General features: G+C 70.9%; 16 protein-coding genes. 9 read left to right on the forward strand and 7 right to left on the reverse strand.

Features of this window, described 5'->3' with window-relative positions; translation table 11 throughout:
• Nucleotides 1–76: 76 nt before the first annotated feature.
• Nucleotides 77–2,416, reverse strand: a complete 2,340-nt coding sequence (locus ACFYX4_RS32780; protein WP_389340979.1) for an ATP-binding cassette domain-containing protein — start codon at nucleotides 2,414–2,416, stop codon at nucleotides 77–79.
• A 370-nt stretch (nucleotides 2,417–2,786) separates the two neighbouring features.
• Entirely contained in the window at nucleotides 2,787–3,098 is a 312-nt protein-coding gene (locus ACFYX4_RS32785) for a DUF5132 domain-containing protein (protein ID WP_389340982.1), read from the reverse strand.
• A gap of 620 nt (nucleotides 3,099–3,718) precedes the next feature.
• On the opposite strand from ACFYX4_RS32785, the gene ACFYX4_RS32790 reads away from it, so the two are divergent.
• The gene (locus tag ACFYX4_RS32790) at nucleotides 3,719–4,888 is read left to right on the forward strand and encodes an acyl-CoA dehydrogenase family protein (protein WP_389340985.1); all 1,170 of its coding nucleotides are present in this window, start codon (nucleotides 3,719–3,721) and stop codon (nucleotides 4,886–4,888) included.
• A gap of 79 nt (nucleotides 4,889–4,967) precedes the next feature.
• On the forward strand, nucleotides 4,968–6,188 hold the full coding sequence (locus tag ACFYX4_RS32795; RefSeq protein WP_389340988.1) for a metallophosphoesterase: 1,221 nt from the start codon (nucleotides 4,968–4,970) through the stop codon (nucleotides 6,186–6,188).
• Between the two features lie 386 nt (nucleotides 6,189–6,574).
• On the opposite strand, the gene ACFYX4_RS32800 is transcribed toward ACFYX4_RS32795, so the two are convergent.
• Nucleotides 6,575–7,342 carry a glucose 1-dehydrogenase gene (locus ACFYX4_RS32800; RefSeq protein ID WP_389341309.1) on the reverse strand — a complete coding sequence of 256 codons (768 nt, stop codon included), beginning with the start codon at nucleotides 7,340–7,342 and terminating at the stop codon, nucleotides 6,575–6,577.
• Between the two features lie 602 nt (nucleotides 7,343–7,944).
• On the opposite strand from ACFYX4_RS32800, the gene ACFYX4_RS32805 reads away from it, so the two are divergent.
• Together ACFYX4_RS32805 and ACFYX4_RS32810 are read left to right on the forward strand one after the other, a co-directional pair.
• Nucleotides 7,945–8,847: a helix-turn-helix transcriptional regulator gene (locus ACFYX4_RS32805; protein ID WP_389340991.1), complete on the forward strand. Its 903-nt coding sequence runs from the start codon at nucleotides 7,945–7,947 to the stop codon at nucleotides 8,845–8,847.
• A gap of 68 nt (nucleotides 8,848–8,915) precedes the next feature.
• A complete protein-coding gene (locus tag ACFYX4_RS32810; protein ID WP_389340994.1) occupies nucleotides 8,916–9,728 on the forward strand; it encodes an SMI1/KNR4 family protein in 813 nt (270 codons plus the stop codon).
• A gap of 412 nt (nucleotides 9,729–10,140) precedes the next feature.
• Here the strand turns inward: ACFYX4_RS32810 and ACFYX4_RS32815 are convergent, their stop codons facing one another.
• Nucleotides 10,141–11,223: a hypothetical protein gene (locus tag ACFYX4_RS32815; protein ID WP_389340997.1), complete on the reverse strand. Its 1,083-nt coding sequence runs from the start codon at nucleotides 11,221–11,223 to the stop codon at nucleotides 10,141–10,143.
• A gap of 487 nt (nucleotides 11,224–11,710) precedes the next feature.
• Nucleotides 11,711–14,560, reverse strand: a complete 2,850-nt coding sequence (locus ACFYX4_RS32820; RefSeq protein WP_389341000.1) for an AAA family ATPase — start codon at nucleotides 14,558–14,560, stop codon at nucleotides 11,711–11,713.
• 197 nt (nucleotides 14,561–14,757) lie between these two features.
• On the opposite strand from ACFYX4_RS32820, the gene ACFYX4_RS32825 reads away from it, so the two are divergent.
• Nucleotides 14,758–17,703, forward strand: coding sequence for an AAA family ATPase (locus ACFYX4_RS32825; protein WP_389341003.1), 2,946 nt, complete (start codon nucleotides 14,758–14,760; stop codon nucleotides 17,701–17,703).
• Between the two features lie 121 nt (nucleotides 17,704–17,824).
• A complete protein-coding gene (locus ACFYX4_RS32830) occupies nucleotides 17,825–18,466 on the forward strand; it encodes a LuxR C-terminal-related transcriptional regulator (RefSeq protein ID WP_389341006.1) in 642 nt (213 codons plus the stop codon).
• A 128-nt stretch (nucleotides 18,467–18,594) separates the two neighbouring features.
• On the opposite strand, the gene ACFYX4_RS32835 is transcribed toward ACFYX4_RS32830, so the two are convergent.
• A complete protein-coding gene (locus ACFYX4_RS32835) occupies nucleotides 18,595–18,960 on the reverse strand; it encodes a beta/gamma crystallin domain-containing protein (RefSeq protein ID WP_389341009.1) in 366 nt (121 codons plus the stop codon).
• Nucleotides 18,961–19,375: 415 nt separating this feature from the next.
• Nucleotides 19,376–20,074: a DUF1963 domain-containing protein gene (locus tag ACFYX4_RS32840; RefSeq protein ID WP_389341012.1), complete on the reverse strand. Its 699-nt coding sequence runs from the start codon at nucleotides 20,072–20,074 to the stop codon at nucleotides 19,376–19,378.
• A 552-nt stretch (nucleotides 20,075–20,626) separates the two neighbouring features.
• Here ACFYX4_RS32840 and dhaK point away from each other — a divergent pair.
• The 3 genes from dhaK (at nucleotide 20,627) to ACFYX4_RS32855 (ending at nucleotide 22,712) form a co-directional block, all read left to right on the forward strand.
• Entirely contained in the window at nucleotides 20,627–21,619 is a 993-nt protein-coding gene (gene dhaK / locus ACFYX4_RS32845) for a dihydroxyacetone kinase subunit DhaK (protein ID WP_389341014.1), read from the forward strand.
• A 68-nt stretch (nucleotides 21,620–21,687) separates the two neighbouring features.
• Nucleotides 21,688–22,287 (forward strand): dihydroxyacetone kinase subunit DhaL, encoded by a 600-nt coding sequence (gene dhaL, locus ACFYX4_RS32850; RefSeq protein WP_389341017.1) that lies wholly within the window; start codon nucleotides 21,688–21,690, stop codon nucleotides 22,285–22,287.
• A gap of 14 nt (nucleotides 22,288–22,301) precedes the next feature.
• On the forward strand, nucleotides 22,302–22,712 hold the full coding sequence (locus ACFYX4_RS32855) for a PTS-dependent dihydroxyacetone kinase phosphotransferase subunit DhaM (protein ID WP_389341020.1): 411 nt from the start codon (nucleotides 22,302–22,304) through the stop codon (nucleotides 22,710–22,712).
• Nucleotides 22,713–22,736: the final 24 nt, after the last annotated feature.

The following is a 22,736-nucleotide window of genomic DNA, read 5'->3' on the forward strand; positions in this document are numbered from 1 at the left end:
GGCGTGGTGGCGGGGCACGCAGGACCGCGCCGACCGTGGTGTCGTCACACGGTCGGCCGGGGGGCGGCGGCTGCGGTCAGGCGGCGGGTTCGCCGGCCTGGAGTTGCCAGAGGGACGCGTAGAGTCCGTGCTGGGCGAGGAGTTCGTCGTGGGTGCCCTGCTCGGCGACGACACCGCCCTTGTCCATGACGTAGATCCGGTCGGCGTGGCGGACCGTGGAGAGCCGGTGGGCGATGATCAGCATCGTCCGGTCGGCCGCGAAGACGCGGAGCGTGCGCTGGATGGCGGCCTCGGTCTCGTTGTCCACCGCGGAGGTGGCCTCGTCGAGGATCACGACCGGCGCGTCCTTGAGGATGGCGCGCGCCAGCGCGATCCGCTGCCGCTGGCCGCCGGAGAGCGCGGCGCCGCGTTCGCCGATCACCGTCTCGTAGCCGTCCGGCAGAGCTGCGACGAAGGTGTGCGCCTCGGCCTTCGTGGCCGCCTCGACCACGGCCTCGTCCGAGGCTCCGAAGCTGCCGTAGCGGATGTTGTCGGCGACGGTGCCGTCGAAGAGGAACGGGTCCTGGGCGACGAACCCGATCGCGTGCCGCAGGTCGTGCCGCGACAGTTCGCGCACGTCCCGCCCGTCGAGGAGCACGCTGCCGCCGTCCGCGTTCTGGAAGCGCATCAGCAGCTTGGCGATGGTGGTCTTGCCGGAGCCGGTGGCGCCGACGAGGGCGGTGACCTGTCCGGCGGGGATGGTCAGCGAGAGGTCCTCCAGCGCCGGTGGCCGGTCGGGGTAGGCGAAGGTGATGTTGTCGAGGACGATCTCGCCGCGCACCTTGTCGGCGTCGAGCGGTCCGCCGGTGCCGCCGGTGCCGTCGGTGCCGTCGGTCTCGACGGGGAGGGCGCGCAGCCGCTGGACCCGGTCGTAGGCGGTGATCGTGCGCTGGTACTGGTCGACGATGCCGCCGAGCCGGTTCATCCGCAGCAGTACCATCTGGGGCAGCCCGATCAGCGGGCTGAACACCTCGAACGGCAGGCTGCCGTCGAGCACCGCCCGCCCGCCGATCAGCAGGGTTCCGGCCATCGAGCTGGTCGTGCAGACCCGGACGATCTCGGCGTGGCGGATCGTGCTCCGGTCGGTCCGCCGGCTGCTGTCCTGGACCTCCCCGCTCAGCCGGTCGATGCGCTCGGCCTCGTAGTCCTCGGTGCAGAAGCTCTTGACCGTGGCACCGGCGTCCAGGGTGTTCACCAACTGGCTGTGCAGCTTGGCCCGGTGCTCGCCGGAGACTGCGTAGTCGGCCACGACCTTGTCCTGGTAGTGGAACGACAGCCAGGCGATGACCGGGATGGGCAGGAACGCGATCCAGGCGATCTGTGGTGCCAGCAGCAGGAACAGCGGCAGCAGGAGGGCCAGGCTGGTGCCGAGGTGCAGCAGGTCGCCCGCCGAGCCGGCGAAGAAGGCGCCCAGCTGACGGACGTCGTCGGTGAGCGCGCCGGCGATCCGGGTGGTGCGCTCGCCTTCCAGGTGCCGTAGTTCGAGGTGCTGGACGTGGGCGTACGTCCGGTTGCGCCAGTCGTGCTCGATGTCCTGGCCGAGCCGGCGCCACTGGAGGTTCGAGGTGTACGACAGGCCCGCGACGGCGGCACAGGCGGCGGCCATCAGCCCTGCCAGGCCGAAGAGTTGGGCGGACGCGGTGGTCAGGCCGAGGCGGACCAGCGGCGCTGCCTCACCCTTGATGAGGACCAGTCCGGTCCAGCCGAGGAAGGTGCCGAGCGCCATCTCCGAGACCTGGCAGGCGACGGAGAGGGCGACGGCCCCGTAAAGACGGCGCCGGTGCGGTCCGACGATCTCCAGCAGGGGGTGGCGTTCAGCACCGGGCTCGGCCGCTTCCGGGGACGTGTCAGCCGTTCTGCGCCAGGCCTTCCGGAGGACGGCCTCGGTCACCGCGGCCACTCCGGCCACTGCCACCAGTTGCCTGCTCAGCGCCGACCCCTTGATCAGCGCGATGCCGGCCGCGACTCCGCCGCCGACGGCGAGCACCGGTCGCACCATCAGGCCGCGGTCCGCCCGCGGGACCGGTACGGCGACCGGTGCGGCGATCGGTGCGGCAACCGGTCGGGCCGACGCCGGGCGTCCCCCTTCGGTCGGGTTCTTCGCGACCAGGGTGACGGCTCTGCGGACGATCCGGCCGACGTCCGCGGCGGCCACCCGCGCATCGTGCCGGACGAGCACCCCGCCGGTGACCGGGTTGGCCCGGACCTCGGTGATCCCGGGAATGCGGCGCAGCGCGGCGGCGAGGATCTCAGCCGTTCGCGGCCGTCCGAGCACCGGCTTGACGTCCCAGCGCTGGCGGCCCGGAACGACGGAGCGCGGGCGCGCGTCCCCGTCCGCGGAGCGGAATCCGGCTGCGGCACCCAGTAGCGATGACATGCGTACGATCACCTGAATTTACGGAGGTCACGGGTATTCGGTCAACGGGCGCAGCGGAATTCGGCGCACGGCGGATTACGGCGGATTACCGCGGCGGAGCGGAAAGTCCGGCAAGGGACGGAGGTGTAACCGAAAGGCCGACGACTGACGGCTGACGGCTGGCGGCCGATGACTAGCGGCTGACGGCCGACAACTGGCGGCCGACGGCTGACGGCCGACGGCTGACGGCTGGCGGCCGACAACTGACGGCCGACCGCCGATGGCCGACCGCCCGACCGCCGCGGGGGCCCGTCTTTCGCATTCGGCCGTCCGAAGTCGGCAGAAAGACGCGCCCGCGCCAAGGCGGCGGGGCAGGCCGGCTGTCAGGGCGTCACTGCGCTTTCGCGGCGCCGGCGGTCGCACGGATCTTCGGAGTCCTGGCCTCGTCCTTCTCGCCGTTCGAGGCCGCCCCCTCTTCGGGCCGGTGTCCCTCACCGGCGGCGATCTGCGCCGCCACCATGTCGGCGGCCACCTCGACCGCGAGGTCGTGAATGTTCTCCCCGGCCTCTTGGGCCGCTTTCTTCACCTCCATGACAAGACCGACGGACGTCGTGATGGCACCCCGCACCAGCGGCTTGAGGACACGCTTGGCCAGCGGCGCGACGATGAGACCGATCAGAAACGGCGGAACGACGGGCGGCATGATGCTCCAACTTCTCTACGCAGAGGTATGACGGGGACCCAGGGCACTGCGCACCCCGGAGCAGGCTCAGCTCAGCGGGAAATGTGGAAGAGCCCTTTTCCGGAATTCTCGATATCCCGTGCCGGACCGGACTCCCCGCCGGGTTGAATTCCTTGTCGATGGGGTAAAGCGTCCGCTCATCGATCACGGTAGCCCAGTCATGACCGTCGAGGCCAAACGGTCTCGGCGGGTTTCACTCATGAGAGTGCTATCGACGTTCCGACCGCTACGGATTGCGGTAGGTGCACTCACCAAGTGAAGTGCTTTTCCAATTTACCTATTACCAGCGACCGGAGAGACTTCCAGACTTTCCCAGGCAGAATTCCCGCGCCCGCGCACGTGCCCGCGCCCGCATTCGCGACCCGGACGGCGACGCCGGACAGAGCGGGGTCGCCCGTGTCCGGGGTGATGCCCGCCTCGTTGCGGTAGCTGGTTGATCGGCTGGCGGGAGAGCGGTCGGACGAGCTGTGACGAGGTGCTGCTCCCCCAGCTTTGAACGTCTGCCCGTCAAGTGCGCCTTGCGGTGCCCGGGCCTGCGGATGTCTCTGAACGATGTTTCGCCCCGACAGCTGGAAGGTGCCATGAGCGCGCGTCGTCTGTTGCCGAACGAGGAGTCCCTTGACCTCATCAGGCTGGTCCGGAAGCTCGCGGCTGATGAACTCGCGCCACGGGTGGATGCCGACGAGGCGAACGAGGCGTTCCCTCGTGACGTCTTCAAGCTCCTCGGACGTGTCGGCCTGCTCGGTCTGCCGTACTCCGAGGCCTACGGCGGCAGCGGTCTGTCCTACGAGGTGTACCTCCAGGTCGTCGAAGAGATCGCGTCCGTGTGGGTGTCGGTCGGCGTGGGTGTCTCCGTGCACGTGCTGTCGTGCTTCGGCCTGGCGACGATGGGCACCGAAGGGCAGAAGCGTGAGTGGCTGCCCGCGATGCTCGGTGGCGAACTGCTGGGCGCCTACTGCCTCTCGGAGCCGCACGCCGGCTCGGACCCGGCCGCGATGCGGACCCGGGCGCGTCTGGACGGCGATCACTACGTCCTGAACGGCGCGAAGGCCTGGACGACCCATGGCGGCCACGCGGACTACTACAAGGTCATGGCCCGCACCTCGGAAGATCGCACAGGCATCTCGTGCTTCATGATCCCGGCTGACACCGAGGGCCTCACCGCTGATGTGCCTGAACGCAAGATGGGCCTGACCGGGTCCACGACGGCGACCATGGTGCTCCGGGACGTCCGTGTCCCCGTCGAGCGGCGTATCGGCGCCGAGGGCGACGGCCTGCGTATCGCTCTCGCGAGCCTGGATTCCGGCCGTCTCGGTATCGCGGCCGTCGCGGTCGGTCTCGCCCAAGGCGCTCTCGACCACGCGATCGCCTACGCGCGCGATCGGGAGACGTTCGGATCACGCATCTTCGACCACCAAGGAGTCGCGTTCATGCTCGCCGACATGGAGGCCGCCGTGTACTCGGCGCGCGCCGCGACCCTCCATGCCGCCCGGTTGAAGGACGCGGGCCTGCCGTTCAGCCGTGAGGCGTCGGTTGCGAAACTCGTCGCGACCGACAACGCGATGCGTGTCACCACCGATGCGGTGCAGGTGCTCGGCGGGGTCGGCTACACGCGCGCGTTCCCGGTCGAGCGGTACATGCGTGAGGCCAAGGTGACCCAGATCTTCGAAGGCACGAACCAGATTCAGCGCATGATCATCGGGCGGTCGCTCGCCAAGTCCAACGACGGTGACCTCACCCTGGCCCCCTGAACTCCCGCCGGTCCTGCCGGCCCGAGGGTGACCGGATACAGTGCGCGGGACGGCAGCCTGGTCCGGGAAGGAAGCGAGCGTGACCGACACCGACAACACCCGGCCCGCCGAGGGTGCGGCGCAAGCGCCGCGGCAGAGCCGACTGCACCGCCTGATGGGCTACCTCCCCCTGATCGCCCCCGTCCTGTTGTGGGCCGTGCCCTGCTGGGTGCTCCTGCACACCGGCCAGCACTGGCCGCTGCCCGTCACGCTGGCCGGCACCGCCCTGTTCGCCCTCGGCCTCGTCGGTATGCCGCTCGCGATGGTGCGCGGCCACGGCCGACGCCAGCAGGACCGGGCGGCGATCGTCGGTGACACCCTGCTGGGCACCAGCTGGATCCTGTTCACCTGGGCCGTTCTGCTCGGCGTCCTCCTGCGGCTCGCCCTGACCGTGGCCGACGTGGGCGAGAGCCAGGACCGGGCCCGCATCGTCACGTGGGCCGTCCTCGGCGTGACCGCGATACTGCTCGCCTGGGGGTACGCCGAGGCCCGCCGCGTACCCCGGGTGCGCCGACTCGACGTGCATCTCCCGCGACTGGGTGCCGGACTGGACGGCCTGCGCGTCGTCCTCATCACCGACACCCACTACGGCCCCCTCGACCGCGCCCGCTGGTCGGCACGGGTGTGCGAGACCGTGAACACCCTGAATGCCGATCTCGTCTGCCACACCGGCGACATCGCGGACGGCACCGCCGAACGCCGCCGCGCCCAGGCCGTCCCGCTCGGTACCGTGCGGGCCGCCCACGGCCGCGTCTACGTCACCGGCAACCACGAGTACTACAGCGAGGCCCAGGGCTGGGTCGACCTGATGGACGAGCTGGGCTGGGAGCCGCTGCGCAACCGCCATCTGCTGCTCGAACGCGGAGGCGACACCCTCGTGATCGCCGGCGTGGACGACGTCACCGCCGAATCCTCCGGCCTGGCAGGCCACGGCGCCCACCTCACCGGAGCCCTCGACGGCGCCGACCCGGACCTGCCCGTCCTGCTCCTGGCACACCAGCCCACATTCGTCGACCGAGCGGCAGCCGCCGGCATCGACCTCCAGCTCTCCGGCCACACCCACGGCGGCCAGATCTGGCCCTTCCACCACCTGGTCCGCCTCGACCAGCCCGCCCTCGCCGGCCTCAGCCACCACGCCCCCCGCACCCTCCTCTACACCAGCCGCGGCACCGGCTTCTGGGGACCACCCTTCCGCATCTTCGCCCCCAGCGAGATCACCCTCCTCACACTCCGCTCCCCGCACCTGCCCACCTCGCCGTAGCACGGGGCGGGCCGACCAGGTCGCTGCGGATCACCTGCCTGGTCTGCCGGAGCTCGGCTGACGGAGCGGCTGGCTCCCGGCCGGGCCGGAACCCGTGGAGCCTGGCAAAGGTCCGCTCCACCACCCACCGGTCCGCACCCAGGACGGAATTCCCCTCCGGCCGGCCGGTTCATGTCCGGGTCGCCCCCACAGCAGATGACCGGCAACACCTCACCGGTACCGCCGCCGACATGCTCGACGAGCTTCGCGCCGCCGAAGCGAGGACATCCACGGCTGTGGGCAGGCGGCGCGGTAGGCGATCACGAAACCGCGCGCAAGACGGCGCAGGGGTGCGGTGATGCACGCGTACCGCGCCCCCGGCCGGGTGCCCCGGTTCGGGACGGCGTTCAGTGGGTGGTGTATCCGCCGTCGACGGGCAGGGCGACGCCGATCACGAAGCTGGCGGCGGGGCTGCACAGCCACAGGGCGGCGGCGGCGACTTCCTCGGCCCGGCCGAGGCGCCCGATGGGCTGCTCGCTCATGATCGATGCCATGGCCTCGGCCTGCCCCTCGAGCATGTCGGCGACCATCGGGGTCTCGATCACGCCGGGGCAGACGGCGTTGATGCGGATGCCCTTGGGCGCGTACTCGACCGCGGCGCTCTTGGTCAGGCCGATCACACCGTGCTTGGAGGCGTGGTAGGCGGCGCGCTCGGGCAGGCCGACCAGCCCACCGAGGGAAGAGCAGTTGACGATCGCGCCGGAGCCCTGGGTGCGCATCTGGCGCAGCTCGTGCTTCTGGGCGGCCCACACGCCGCGCAGGTTGACGCCGTTGACGCGGTCGAAGTTCTCGGCTGTCTCGTCGGCGGCGTCCGAGGGCGGGACCTGGATACCGGCGTTGTTGAAGGCCATGTCCAGGCGGCCGTAGGTGTCCACGGCGCTCTGGACCATGGCGGCGGCCTGGTCCTCGTCGGTGACGTCGCACACCACACCGATGGCCTGGTGACCGGCGTCGGTCAGTTCCTTCGCCGCCGTCTGCACGTCGGCCTCGTTCACGTCGGCCAGCACGACGGCCGCACCGGCCTGGGCGAAGGCGCGGGCGGCGGCCAGCCCCATGCCGGAGGCGGCGCCGGTGACCAGGGCTACCTGGCCTTGGAAGTTGTACTGCGGGTTCATGTTCATAGGTCCAATCTCTTTGGCGGGCCCGGCGGTTGGGGCACCGCTTCGTACAGGGGCCCTCGGCGGCCTGGTCCAGGGGCAGTTCGAGGTCGAGGCGAAGAACAGCCCCTCGCCGTCGATCTGCACGCCGTGCGGGACGCCGTCGATCTGCACGCCGTGCAGGACGCCGACGAAGCCGACAGTGCCGCCGGGGCGGGTTGAGCGCAGGGCCGACGGCATGGAGCGCAGGGCCTGCTGCATGGACTCGGGTTGCCCACGCACTCCAGGACGGCGTCCGCGCCGCTGCCGCCGGTCAGGTCAGGCCCTTGACCCGGGCAGCACCCTCGTCGCCGCGCGCTGACGCGGTCCTTCGGGCTGCTTGTTCTCCGCGATCACCGACTCCTTTCCGTGCGGAAGCCCAGCGCCTTCCCCCACTCGCGGGGAAAGTCATCGCGTTCCCTTCCGCCCTCCCTCGGCGGTACGTGCCACCTGGCGGAGGGACGGCCGTCTGCTGGCCTGACATCGATGAAACGGCAGGTCACGCGCGTGCGGAAGGACCCGCTGTTACATGTACTGGCAGGGCACCCCTCGCACGCCGTGATCGTCGTAGCCTCGAAGACATGGACAACCGAAGCGAGGTCCGCGAGTTCCTCACCAGCCGCCGCGCGAACATCACCCCGCAGCAGGCGGGCCTGCCCGCCGCCGGACACCGGCGGGTCAAGGGTCTGCGCCGCGAAGAGGTCGCGATGCTCGCCGGGGTCAGCGCCGAGTACTACGCCCGCATGGAACGCGGAAACCTCTCCGGCACCTCCGAAGCCGTCCTGGACTCCCTTGCCCGTGCGCTGCGGCTCGACGAGTCCGAGCGTGCCCACCTCATGGACCTGGCCCGGACCGCCAGCACCACCCGCCGGCCAGCACGCCGCCGCACGGCACAGCCCATCCGGCCCGCCCTTCAACAGCTCCTCGACGCGATGACGGACGCGCCCGCCTTCATCCGCAACGGCCGCCTCGACATCCTCGCCACCAACCGCCTGGGCAGGGCCCTGTATTCGCCGCTGTTCCAGGACCCCGCCCGGCCGGTCAACATGGCCCGCTACCAGTTCCTCAACCCCGGTGCCGAGCAGTACATGACCGAACTGGAGCACCAAAGGGCCGCAGCCGCAGCTCTCTTGCGCACCGAGGCCGGACAAGACCCGTACAACCGCGACCTCAGCGACCTGATCGGCGAACTCTCCACCCTCAGCGAGGACTTCCGTTCGCTGTGGGCCGCTCACAACGTGCGCCTGCACCACACCGGCCTCAAACGCTTCCGCCACCCCGCCGTCGGCGACCTCACCCTCGCCTTCGAAGCCCTGCCCGTACCGACCGACCCCGGCCTGACCCTCACCGCCATGAGCGCCGAACCCGGCACCCCATCGGCCGACGGCCTCAAACTGCTGGCCAGCTGGGCCACCACACTCGACGGGAACCACCAACCGGACAACGAACCCATCGACGACCAAGGCACCGCACACCTGCCCTGAGCGTTCGCCCGGCAGCACGGAATCACTTTTCCTCCTTTCAGGACAAGGAGTCCTGCACCGCACCTGCGGTGATCGCGATGCCGATGTCCTGCGAGAACAGTGCCCTTGTACAGCCCCAACGGGTTGAGATGGGCACGCAAGACGGTAGCGTCCTCGGCGTGCTGGACGGTCCTGATGTGGCGGTGACTCTGCGAGGCGGAGTGCGTGCTCGCTCCCATGCCTGGGAGTTCGTGCGCTGGTTCGCCGACGTATGGATGGGCCGTCCGGTGGAGCCGGAAGACGGTTCCACCGCTGACGAGTTGGCGGCAGTTGAGGCCAACCTGGGCTTCGCACTGCCGGCCGCTTTGCGTGAGGGGTATGCGCTCATCGGCCACAGGGACGACCTGACCCGGCAGCAGGACCCACTGGTCAGGCCACCTGGCCTTTATGTTGATGACGCCCTCGGCGGCGTCCTGGTCTTCCGTCGCGAGAACCAGGACTGCGCCTTCTGGGGCATCCCCCTGAGCCTGATCGACCAGGACGATCCCCCGGTGGTGGTGGAATCACATCAGGGCTGGATTCCCTTTCTCGACCGGATGTCCCTGGCCTGGGTCGAGATGGTGCTGAGCGAGTCGCTCTTCGCCGCAGACAGTCTCTATGACGCCTGCGAGCTGCCCGACGCGCTGATGCCGGATCTCCACGCCCGGTATGCCCGAGTCGGCCTGCCCGACCACCCGATGTGGGCGAGCGCCGACGACTCACCGGTCCGCTGGTACGCAGCTCCCAGCCGGCTGGTTCGCCGGGACGGCCTCCAGGACCAGTCCTGGATCCACGCGCGCGGGCGCACGATGTCCGATCTTGAGATCATCCGTGAAGAGCTCCCTGGCCCTTGGGTCGGCTGACGTCACACCCGCCATCAGCATGTGCAGACAGCGGTTGAGGCAGCCGAGGAGCATGCTGAACAGGTAACCGGCGGAGGCCTTCAAGGTCCGGGGGCCGGCGAACCGCTTCCGGTCCTCGCCGACCTCGGCCAGGACACGGGCTCCGGACATCATCGACAGTCCGGGGAAGCTGGTGATGATCTATGAGTCGGTGGGAAGTGCTCGGGGCACGCCATCTCATGCGCCACTCGGGTGAGCCGTTCGGGTCTCCAGCGACCGGCGGGGACCTCGGTCTGCTGGAGAGCTATGGGCTTGCGAACTTGTGAGAGGCGGCCCCTGCCGGCGGTGGGCTGGGGACACGAAACCTGGCTGGTACCGCCGGGCGGGGCGCGGTCTTGCTGGAGGGATCGTGTCCCCGGATCCACCTAGGCGGTCACTGGACCTGCTTCATGAGGATCATGCGCTGGCTGATGCCGTTGCCCTCGGGGCCGCCCCAGGAGATGTCGGCGAAGACCTCGCCGCCGGGTGAACCGTGGACCTCGGGCGCGGAGTTGGGGTAGGCGCTGCCGTTGGTCGTGGGCGCCCAGCCGCTCCAGCTCGTGCCGGCGGTGGTGGAGCGGTTGACCCAGAGCCGCCCGTCGTTCGGACTGGTGCAGGCGACCGTGTAGTTGTTGAAGGAGAAGAGGTCCGAGATGTCAGGGACGCTTGGGCCGCCACGGCCGAACGCGATGTCCTCGCACTGTCCGCCGCCTGGGAATTCTTGGGCCGGAGTGGTCCTGAACTCAGCCAGGTCAGCGCTGCGATAGCCGAGCACCAGTGCTCGATGACCGCTCCTGTGTGCGATATACGTCTTGATGTCCCGGACAGGCGCCTTGACGTACGGATGGTTCTGGATGATGTCCACGCCGGGTTCCACGGTACCGGCGAACCATTCGGTCCACCCGGAGCGCATGGTGAGCGAGCTGCCGTTGAGCTGCATGGTCTGCACGATGAGACGATTGCCCGTGGTGGTGGCCAGGGTCGACGGGCCCTCGTCGTTGCCGGTGGCGGCGCTGACGTAGCTGTTGGCATTGGCCGTTCCGGGGATCCGTGCCCAGCCGGTCCACACGTTGCCGGCGGCGCCTCCGAGGAAGCTGTAGTAGACCTCGCCCGTGGTGCCGACGTGCAGGGCGGCCAGGCGGTCGGCGCCGTTCGTGTTGTGGATGACCACGATCTCGGGGCGGTGACGGGTGATTCCGGCGCCCGGGTGCACCCGCCATTCCCCGTTGCGGTAGCGCCACCAGATCTGGTTGTCGTTGCCGCGCAGGATCTCGTACAGGTCCCCGGCGAACCAGGTGGCGTTCATCGCGTCCGGGGACCGGGCAGCACCGCCTTCATTGATCCAGCTGCCTTCGGTCGCCACGGCCGGCGAAGCCGAGAACCCGAGCAGCAGGGCGAACCCCGCCAGCAGGGTCATCAGCGCCCGCACGGGACGAGCGCCTACGGCAACGCGTCGCAGGGGTCTTTCTCTGTCCATGGGAACTCCCGGGAGTGGCTGCCTCCGCCTCGCGTACGGAGGGCTGTCGCACGCGCAACTCGCGCGCGCAGCCAGTCTGATGCGCCCTCAGGCCATCGGAGTCGCGGCGCTTGCCCGGCAGCGCACAGTCCCTGACCCGTCCGTGCATCGACCGGCTGGATGCCGGGGGCACTTCACCTTCACCGGTTCGTTCGGGCAGCCGACCAGGCCGTCCGTGAGGGCCTGGCGTTCGGTGTCGTCCACGCTCAGCAGCCACCGCATCTTCACCGCCATCCCAGGGGGCGACGTACGCGCGCCCGAGACCCTCGCGGCGAGAGTCCGACGGTCAACTCAGCCACCACCCCACGGGAGCGTTCGACACGATCTTCCTGGGCAGACCGCCCGCGCAAAAGGCGACGGAGTCGAGCTCCCAGCCGTGATCAGTCACGGGAACGGGAACACGTCGACGGCGGGGGCGGCCGTCCCCGCCCAACGTGCGGGACCGCCGTCAGTCCCCGCCGTCGCCGCCCGGCCCGGCGTCCGGCACCAGCCCCTGCCGGGCCAGGCTGCCGTCCAGCCAGGCCGCGGCCAGCTCCACCCGGGAACGCCGCCCGGTCCGCTGGAACAGCCGCGACAGCCACTGCTCGACGGTCTTCTCACTGCACGCCAGCCGAGCGGCTATCTGCCGATTGGTGGAGCCGTCGCTCACCATGCCGATGAGCCGCACGTCCCGCTCGTCCAGCCCCTCCGAGGTCGTACGACGTCGGGGGAAGGAAACGTTCCGCCGCGCCGCCGCCGCGCCGAGCGGACCGCGGACGGGCCGTCCCATGCCCAGCGCGTGCACGCTCCGCGCCGCCTCGGCCAGCCAACGCGACGGGTCGTCGCCGACATCCGTCAGGCACTGGCAGCAGTCCACGATCAGGGGCAGATCGCCGCGCTCTCGCACCAACCGGTACGCGGTCAGCGCGCTGTCCGCGTCGCCGTGCACCATCCCGCGCCCGATGAGCACCGCCTCGTGCGTCATGGGCGAGGCTGCCTCCTCGTGCAGCGCCTCCAGGTGCCGAAGCGTCTCCCGCGCCGCCTCCGGACTGTCCGCCGCCGTGACCGACACGATCCGCAGCAGCACCCTCTCGATCCCCGCCAGCAGTCCGCTCTCCCGGGCCCGCCGCACGTCGCGCCATGCCTCCGCCAGGGCCTCGTCCGGCTGCCCCGACCAGTACCGGACGCCCAGCCGCACCCGGGCCACCAGCGGATGGCCGACAGACTCGGGGATCAGTTCCAGCCATTGCCGGGCGCGCCCGTACTCGCCGCGCATGAGCTGCATCTCGGCCGCCAGCGCCCGGGCCGGCTGTCCGACGCCGGCCGCGCCGTCGGACCGGCCCCGCGCCTCGATCCGGCGGGCACGGGACAGGGCGCTGTCCCACTGCCCCGTCAGATAGTCGCCCACCATCGCTCGGTACCGCGCGGCCGTGCTCTCACCACCCCCGGTGTACCGCTCTCCGAGCACGGCGTGGAGAGCGCCCGCCAGGTCGCCGTACGCGGCGGCGTTCCGCAGCCGGTCCAGGTCCCCCTCGCCGAGAGTGTGCCGCGGCAGCCCCCGCCCGGCCCGCTGGAACTCGGCGCCACCACCCACGGCTGCGGCCAGCAGCCGGACCTCCGCGGGCGACGGGACGGGCCCGGAGCCGACCTCCCGGCCGGCGTCCGGGACGCGGTCGCCCGCCGGCCCCGGCTGGAAGGTCATCGCCGTGACCGGACCGATCCCGTACGCGCCGCCGAGCGCCGCCAGTCCGACGGCTGCGGGCAATCGTCCGAACGCCGCACGGTAGCGGGAGTCGGCGTCCTCGCTGTGCGGGGACCGGTGTTCGTGCAGCGCCGACAGGGTCCAGGCCTGGGCGACATACCCCAGAGCGCCTCCGATCTCGCTGTCCGACTCGTGCGGCCTGTGCGACCCGGGCGATCCGTCGAGGCGGGCGAGCATCGGCTCGCCGAGCGCGAGCACGCCGATGTGGTCGGAACGCCGCAAACCGAGGGTGGCGGACTCGCGCAGCGCGCCCGGTACACCGATGCCGTACGGCACCGGCCCCACATAGCCGACCGCCCAGGTCCGGTCGGGACCGATGCCGTCGGCCGCGGTCGAACGCTCCAGGAGCGTCTCGACCGGTATTGGGCCCGTCGCTGTCACGTTCCCGAACGGCCATGGCCGCCCGGGGCCCGGCACGATGGCGCCCAGCCGGTCGGCCAGCGTCGTGGTGACCGTGGCATACGTCGGCCGGACACCGCCGGGATCGGGCAGCGCCCGCAGCGCCGCCGCGAGCGCCGGAACAGCGAACGCCACCCTGCCCTCCGGGTCGACGGTCAGGACCCGGTCCCGGACCAGCCCGTCCACCCTGCGCCCGACGGCGTCGAGCAGCCCGTCCGGCGACTTCGCGCAGTGCAGAGCGTCGAGCCGCGGTTCGCCCAGCTCAGCCAGCCGGGCCAGCGCCACCGCCGTCGCGACCGTGTCGGCGTCCGGCGACGCGTCCGGCCAGCCATATCGAAGCAGTTCCGCGACGTCCGCCGCGAGTCGCAGCCCGCCCTCCGGCAGACTGAGACACACCTGGCCGTCGAGTTCGAGCAGGGCGCCGCGCTCCTCCAGCGAGGCGAGCACCGACAGCACGGCCCCCGGACTTCCCGCCAGCGGGCCCAGCGCGTGCGACACCTCCGTCACCAGGTCGGGTTCGACGGGGCCGCCCAGCCGCCGCACGATGAGCGCGCTGACCGCGTCCGACGACAGCGGCTGAAGTTCGAGCACCCGGTCCGCGGCCGCGAGCACCTGCGCTCCGGTGACATGCCCCGGGTTCATCGGCCGTCCGGCCAGCACCACCGGCACGCCGGTGGGGCGGAACGCGCGCAGCAGCAACCCCAGAGCGGAGGCCGTCCGCACCGGCATCAGCCGGACGTCGTCGAGGACCAGGGCCAACGGAACGTATCGGGCGGCGTCCGCCATGACCTCGGCCAGGGCCGACAGCAGGGCGACCTCGCCGCCGGGGTCTGTGGTCCGCGCTCGCATCCGACGTACCTGAGCGATGCGCGCCGGGAGTCGGCCGTCGGGAATCTTGGCGAGTACGGCGCAGACGGCGTTCACGAGGGCGGTCGTGCCGTCCGGGTCCTCGTCGGCGGCTTCCCAGCGGAGCCGCAGGACCCTGCCGCCCTCCTGGACCACCGCCCAGCGCGCCTGCTCCAGGACGGCGGTCTTGCCCGCGCCGACCGCGCCGGTGACCAGTACCGTCCGCGCCGAGGCACCGGTGGCGCGCAACGCCGCTGCCACTTCCTCGACTTCGCGGTGCCTGGCGACAAGAGGCGAACGGTGTCCCTGCATCACGACTCCTCGTCGCACCGTTCCTCCACGCCGAACTGCCGCACGGGAATCCGGAGTTCGGTCGCTTCCCGAACAGAGGTCCGGTACCGGTACGGGTCGTCATGATTGCAGGAGAAGAGAGCAGGCCGTTCGCCAGGGCGGCCCGTGACGGGCGCCCGCCCGGTGCACGTATGTCGTCGAAGGTCGTGGTGAAGACAGTGGCTGCTCGTTCGGACACCGAATGGGTTCTCGGTGGGACGCCCGTACGTCTCGACCGGGTGGACGAGGCGCTGATCGGCCGGGAGCGCGAGTCGGCCGAGCTTGACGGCGGCCTCCGCGACCCGGCCGGCCCGCGCCTGGTCTACGTCCGGGGGGAACGGGGCATCGGGCGCAGCGCGTTCGTGCGAGCCGCCGCCGACCGGCTCACCGCGTCGGGGATCGCGGTCCTGCCCGTGAACTGTGTTCTGGGTGACGGCGAACGGTCGCTGATGTTGGCGTGGCGACTGGTCAAGGCCCTGGAGGAGCACCGGTCCGCGTCGGCGCGACGGCACCCGGCGCGCAAGCCGGGCGCGAAGGCGCTGTCCGCGGTGCAGCGGGGCGACCGGGCGGCGATGGCCGAGGCGCTTGCCGCCGCGCTGGCGCAGTCGACACCCGTGACGGTGCTCGTCGACGACGCCCAGCACGCCGACGCCGATTCCCTCGCCCTTCTCGACCGGGCCGACCTCCGACGCGTCCCGCCCGGCACCCGGCTGCTGGTCACGGCGGTACAGCACGCAGGGCCGGACCCGGTGGAGCCTTACCCTGGGCCCGGCCACACCTCGGACCGGCAGAGTCCGGCGCAACTCCCCGAGCCCGGCCACCCCGAGCAATCGGTGCCCACCCCGACTGTGCGGACGATCGTGCTGTCGCGCCTGGGGCCCGAGGACGTCGCCGCCTGGCTGGCGCAGCGGTTGCGGGCGACACCCGACGCCGATCTGGTACGGCGGGCCCACGGGCTGAGTCGCGGCATCCCCGGGGCACTCGACGCGCTGCTCGCCCAGTGGGTGGCACAGGGCGCCATAGGCATGGTCGACCGGCATGCCTTCCTGGTCACCGGTACGCCGGTGCCAACGCTGCCGGACAGTGATCGCCAGGTGGCGGCGCTGCGGGCGCTGGGCGAGCCCTGCTGGACGGTGGCCGGGGCACTGAGCGTTCTGTGGCCGCTCGGCCGACCGGCCGCGGCGCTGATCGCGGCGTCGACCGGTCTCTCCGCCGAGGCCGTCGGCGACGGCATCCGCACGCTGGTGGACGAGGGCGTCGTGGACGACCTGCCCGGACCGGACGGCGCCGCGTCGCGCGGGTGGATGTTCCGCCTGCCGCTGACGGCACACACCCTCCGGGAGCGGTTGAGCCCCTTCCACCGCGCCCGGCTGTCCGCCGCCGCGGTCGACACGCTGTGGGCGGCCGGGGCCCAGGCGGACGACGCAGCCCGGCCGACGATCCTCGCCGAGGCGGACGCGGTCGCCTACCTTCCGGACCGGATCGCCGACGCCGGCCTCCTGGTCGACCGCGAACGCGCGGTGGCGGAACTGACGGCCGCCGCGGGAGCGCTGTACCCCGATCACGAGCGCCGCGGGATGGTGCGCTGGCTCCTCGGAGCGGTCCGCCTCATCGAGGAGCCGTCGGCCCGCGAACAGGCGGTACTGCGCTGCGGCCAGGCCGCCTTCGGCTGCGGTGACTTCCGGATGGCCCGAACGGCGGCCCAGCGGATCCTCAACGGCCCGGCCGAGGGCCTCGACCCGCTGACGCTCCACGAGGCTGCCACCCTGCTGGTGGCTTCGGCGGCCGTCGAGCAGGACTGGCCGGCGCTGTCCCGGCTGGGTACCGCGGTGTGGTGGGAGGGGCTGCGGCTGCCCGCCCTGGCCACCGTGTCCGGCCGTGTCCAGGCGCTGTTCCAGCTGGAGAGGTGGCAGGAGGCGCTTGCCCTGCTCGCGCGGACCGAGGCGGTGTGGCAGAGCACTCCGGGCACCCGCTCGTTGCTGGAGTTGTTCGGCCGGGTCGGGGAGTTCGTGCTGGGCCGGCCCGAACGGTTCAGACAGGGTCTGGCGCTGCCGGAGGTGCCGGACGTGCCGTCCAACAAGGCGTTCGCACAGAACATCGCCCAGTTCAACGTACTGCTCGGCGTCGGCGACCTACGACGGGGAAAGGCCCTGCTGTCTGTCCGGGGACTGAAACCCGAGCTGCTGCCCGAGCCTTGCCGATTCCTGTGGCATCACCTTGAGGGCCGGTGGGACGAGGCGCTCGCGCTGGCACGTCGGATCCTGGTCAACGGCAGGGTGCTGACGGTAGCCCCCGGGCACCTTCTGCTCCCGGCCCGGACGGCGGCCATCCTGCTGGCGCGGGGGCGCGTCACCGGCGCCGGCCGACTGATCGACACCGTCCGCAGTCAGGTGGACGGGCCGCTCGAGCACGTCCTGGACCACGCCGACTCCGAGGTACTGCGCACCCTGGGCGATCTCGAGGGGGCCGAGCGGGTACTGCGGCGTGGCCTGCGCGCTGCGGACGAGCGCGGATCCGTCTACGGAACAGACGAACTGTGGGCCTCCCTCGCCGCGGTGCACGCAGAGGCGGGGGACGCCGACCGGGCGGCGGCCTGCCTGGCACGCCTCGAACAGCTGGCCGAGCAGATGGGCAGCGGCCGGACGCGGCTGCTGTGCCTGCTGACGTCCGGTACGGCCGTGCGGTCGGGCTCCGCGGACGCCGGCCGGCAACTGCGCGAAGCGGTCGACCTGGCCCGCTCACGCAGCCAGCCGTTCGAGACGGCGGTCACCCTCTTGGCCGTCGCGCGCGCGAACGAGGGCCCGGCGAAGTTGCTGCACGAGGCGTACGAACTGTTCGGCGAGACGGGTGCCACGCTGTGGCGATTCCACACCAGGACCGCGATGCGCGAGGCCGGGCTGGTCGTACCCGGCCGCGGGGAAGCCACGGCGGAGAACCAGCGACTGCTGGCCACCCTGCTTGCCGAGGGCCTCACCAACCGGCAGATCGCCCAGGTGCTGCGGCTGAGCGAGGACGCGGTCGCGAACCGTCTGTCCAGGCTGTTCGCACGTACCGGTATGCGGTCCCGCACCGAGGTCGTGACAGCCGTGCTGACGGGCGGTCCGCTCACCGCGGACGCCCGCTGACCGCTCGTGCCAGTTTTCCCTGCCGTCAACGGACGAAGAACGTCCAGAAGCGGATCGAAGCAATCCCGCATGCCACGATCGGCCTCCAGAACCGCATACCGACTTGAGGATTGGGGGGCCGATGCCTCAGCAGGTACTCACCGAAGCAGTGCGCGTGGCGATCCACTCACCCGACCCCGTCATCCGCGCCGGGCTGGTCAGCTATGTCCGGGACGACCGTCGCACACGTGAGGTCCCTTCGGACAGGCACCAGGAGGCCGACGTCATCGTGGTCGCCGTGGAGAACGCCGACGCCTCCGCGCTGGATCTGCTCAGCGGTCTGTCGGACAGGCCCGACGCGCGATTCGCGCTCGTGGTGGGAGACCAGTGGCAGGCCGACATCTCTGCCGCGGTCGACCGCGGGGTCCGCGCCGTCCTCTGGCGGGAGTCCTTCAGACCCGCCGGTTTCATCCATGTCCTGCTCAGCGTCGCGGAGGGCGGCGGCAGCCTCCCGCACACCCTTCAGGGCGCCCTGATGCAACGCGTCCAGTGGGTGCAGCGGGAGGTCCTCGACCCACACGGTCTGACCCCGTCGGGAATGGCGCGGCGTGAGGTCGACGTGCTGCGTCTGGTAGCCGACGGCAAGGAGTTCGCCGAGATCGCGACGCAGCTCTCGTACTCCGAACGCACCGTCAAACACATCTTGTACAGCCTGATGAAGCGCATGCAGTTGCGCAACCGCGCCCACGCCGTCTCCTACGCCATACGCGCCGGACTCATCTGACCGGCGCGCTGCCAGAAGAACAGCCGCGTCCTGAGCGGCCCGGCTCCGCTCGCAGAAGGGCTGCGGCAAGTGACCATGCCGGCTGGGGACGGCGATCGGCGGGATCGCCGTCCCGTAGTGCCGGTGCCTCAGAGGATCCTGACCTTGTTTATGCGAACCCCACCGGGATGGTTAGGCCACGTGTAAACGGTCCACTTGTCGATCGCCTGAGCGGGCTGCCACCTGCCGTCCCCGTACCACTGGACGCGGTTGTTACCGGTCGAGATCCGGGTGACCCACCAGTTCGTGGAGAGCAGATCGGCCTCTCCCGCGTTTGCGTAACACCGCATCTGCGCGTTCTCGCCGGGCCGGTGGATGGTGATCTGCAGGAAGTCGCTCCGGCTGCACGTGCCTTCGTTGATCGCGAATGCGTTCGTCGCACCGACGGTGAGGGAGGCCGTTACCGCGACGGACGTGAGCGCGGCCAGGCCCGCCCGTCTGGCGATTCGGTTCATGGGGATGATCCACCTTTCAGGAGCAGAGCCGGAGCGACCCGCCGGGACGAACTCGCTCCGCCTGCAACCCCGTTGAGAGCCACTGAGCGCTTGTGCGCAATGAGCACAACCGCGGGCGGCATGCGTGGTACGGCCACCGCGCGGTTTCGTGGATGATCCTCTTCCGCCGGCGTGGTCGCGGACCAGCCCGGGAAGGCGGAACTGCCCGAAAATACGTGAGGAATGCTCGCCGAGCCATCGGCTGTCGCCTGGGAAAAGGGTGGCAGCCGAGCACGTGCGGGATGTGGTGACGAGCGTGCCGTCCTGCTGAGCCTCGCGGGTCCCGACCCACCGCCTCGGCTCCGGGAGCGCGGGCGGCGCCCGTCTTGCGGCTGCACGTCGTCGAGGTGGTGTTGGTGAACTCCCTGCGCAGGTGTCACATATAGGCCTGGATATCGAGCTGCACGTTTCCGAAGTTCCCTTCGGCCAGGTCGCGGGGGTGGATCAGCCAGGATGCGGCGCAACTGAGGGGGGTGTCCACGAACTCGTAGTCCGCGCGCGCCAGCATGATGAATGCTTCGTCATCGGCGACGGGCCAGGGGGCCGGGTCGTGATGTATCACGGACGGGTATCCGCCCAGAGTGAGTTCCCCGTTCCCGGTCTCGTCCACGTGATCCCGCAGGTACGGGTGGATGAGGCGCACGGTTTCCTGGTCGGCGATGTCGTTGTTGGTGTCCGGCATGAACCAGTCGAGCCGACCTCGGAGGGGGTACGGCTCGAGCGTGTACGACGCGTCCTCTGCCGAGGGGACGCGTTCCGTCGTTGCCGTTCCGGCAGGGATGTACACCACCCGGCCTTGCTGTGTGGGCCCGGGAACATGGCTCGGCTCGCTGTTGTCGGCGAAGAACAGCAGACGCCCGTCCTCCGGCAGTTGTATGTCCAGCTCACCGACGGGGACCGCGGCACAGTCGACCGACGCGATGAAGGCCGGGAAGCCGGACCATTCGACGTCCGGCGGAAGCTGGGGATGGCCTCCGTACTGTCCGACGACGGGCGCATCAGAGCCCTCCATCGACCGTAACTCCAGGCGCGGGCGGGCCAGCCGAAGCGCCCTGCCCAGCAGGTCCTCGGGCACGCCTCGCCTGCGAGCAGCCGCACGGTATTCGTCAAGTGCGTTCATGGCCGACAGTCTGCCCCAGCGGTCTGACGCACCCCGCTCGTCTCTTCTGTCTGTTCGGACTCTCTCCAGAGCATCGGACTCTCTCCAGAGCAAAGGAGGACCATGTTCGAGCGGCACGTGGACGACTTCCTCCACCACCGGGGCGTGGCCCACGTGCCGGACCCCGTCCAGCGTTCTCGTGTGCCCGGGTCCAGGCCGCCTGTGGCGCGATCTCCCCGAGCGGTGCGGGCCGTGGAAGACGCTGCACGAGCGCCGTTTACGTCCGCGCACGTGACCCAGCCCGTCGGCAGCGCCGATACTGTCGGTGGTGGCCGGTCGGGGGCCGGGCGTCGCGCCGCCGGTGCGGCTGATGAACCGTCAGTGGAGTCAGCAAGAGGTCGGCATCAGTGCCGTCGGAACCCGCTTCCGGCCGTTGCGGAGTGTCAAGATCGTCAACTGGCCCAACCTTGCCTGACCTGCAAAAATGGGGGTCAAGGTGTCATCTGCTCGTCTCACTAGGAGGTATCCATGAGGATGTTGATCAACGTCCCGGAAACCGTGGTGGCGGACGCTCTGCGTGGTATGGCTGCCGCTCATCCCGATCTGGCCGTGGACGTGGAGAACCGGGTCGTGGTGCGGCGGGACGCGCCGGTGGCCGGGAAGGTGGCGCTGGTGTCGGGGGGCGGCTCGGGGCATGAGCCGTTGCACGGGGGGTTCGTCGGTCCCGGGATGCTCGCGGCGGCCTGTCCCGGGGAGATCTTCACTTCTCCCGTGCCCGATCAGATGGTGCGGGCCGCCGCCGCCGTGGACAGCGGCGCGGGGGTGCTGTTCGTCGTGAAGAACTACACCGGCGACGTCCTCAACTTCGACATGGCGGCCGAGCTCGCCGAGGACGAGGGCATCCAGATCGCGAAGGTGCTGGTCGACGACGACGTCGCCGTGACCGACAGCCTCTACACGGCGGGACGGCGCGGCACGGGCGCGACGCTGTTCGTCGAGAAGATCGCGGGGGCCGCCGCCGAGGAGGGGCAGCCGCTGGAGCGGGTGGAGTCGATCGCCCGGCAGGTCAACGCGAACTCCCGCAGCTTCGGTGTGGCGCTGAGCGCGTGCACGACGCCCGCCAAGGGCTCCCCCACCTTCGACCTGCCCACCGGTGAGCTGGAGCTGGGCATCGGCATCCACGGCGAGCCGGGGCGGGAGCGGCGCGCGATGATGACCTCGGGTGAGATCGCCGACTTCGCCGTCCACGCGATCGTCGAGGACATGCCGCCCCGCGATCCGGTCCTCGTCCTGGTCAACGGCATGGGCGCGACGCCGCTGCTGGAGCTGTACGGCTTCAACGCGGAGGTGCAGCGGGTGCTGGGCGAGCGCGGGGTGGCAGTCGCCCGCACGCTCGTCGGCAACTACGTGACGTCCCTCGACATGGCCGGCGCGTCGGTCACCCTCTGCCAGATCGACGAGGAGCTGCTGCGGCTGTGGGACGCTCCGGTGAAGACGCCCGGGCTGCGGTGGGGTGTGTGACACAGGGACGCACAGGGGCACACAGGGGCACAAGCAGCCTCGACGTACCTACCAGGCAAGGAGTTCCAGTGCTCGACGCCGATTTCTTCCGCCGTTGGATGGCGGTGACCTCCGCGTCCATCGATCGTGAGGCGGAACGGCTCACCGCCCTCGACTCGCCCATCGGGGACGCCGACCACGGCAGCAACCTCCAGCGGGGGTTCACGGCCGTGCGCGCCACCCTGGAGAAGGACGCGCCCGCGACTCCCGGCGCCGTGCTGGTCCTCGCGGGGCGGCAGTTGATCTCCACCGTCGGCGGGGCGTCGGGCCCGCTCTACGGCACACTGCTGCGCCGCACCGGGAAGGCGCTCGGCGACGCGGCCGAGGTGAGCGAGGAGCAGTTCGCGCAGGCGCTGCGCGCGGGCGTGGAGGCGGTGATGCAGCTCGGCGGGGCGGCGCCCGGCGACAAGACGATGATCGACGCGCTGTCGCCCGCCCTGGACGCTCTCGACGACGGCTTCGGCGCGGCCCGCACCGCGGCCGAGCAGGGTGCCGAGGCGACGACGCCCTTGCAGGCCCGCAAGGGCAGGGCGAGCTACCTGGGCGAGCGCAGCATCGGGCACCAGGACCCGGGGGCCACCTCGGCGGCGCTGCTCGTCGCCGGGCTCGCGGAAGCCAATGGGGAGTAGGGGAGGGTGAGTTCGTGAGCGACGACAAGCCGGTCGGGATCGTCCTCGTGTCGCACAGCGCGCAAGTGGCCGCCTCGGTGGCCGAGTTGGCCCGAGGGCTCGCCGGCGGCGCGAGCGACGTGCCGGTCGCCCCGGCGGGCGGCACCGAGGCGGGCGGGCTGGGGACGAGCGCGGAGCTGATCTCGGCCGCCGCCGCCTCCGTGGACCGCGGGGCCGGGGTCGCCGTCATCACCGACCTCGGCAGCGCCGTGCTCACCGTGAAGACGCTGCTCGCCGAGGGCGACGAACTGCCCGACGGGACACGGCTCGTGGACGCGCCGTTCGTGGAGGGCGCGGTGGCCGCGGTCGTGACGGCGGCGACGGGAGCCGACCTCGACGCGGTGGAGGCGGCGGCCACCGAGGCGTACACCTACCGGAAGACGTGACGGAGGGTCAGGTATGGTCCTGCG

The organism is Streptomyces sp. NPDC002328 (assembly GCF_042890065.1).
GTDB lineage: Bacteria > Actinomycetota > Actinomycetes > Streptomycetales > Streptomycetaceae > Streptomyces.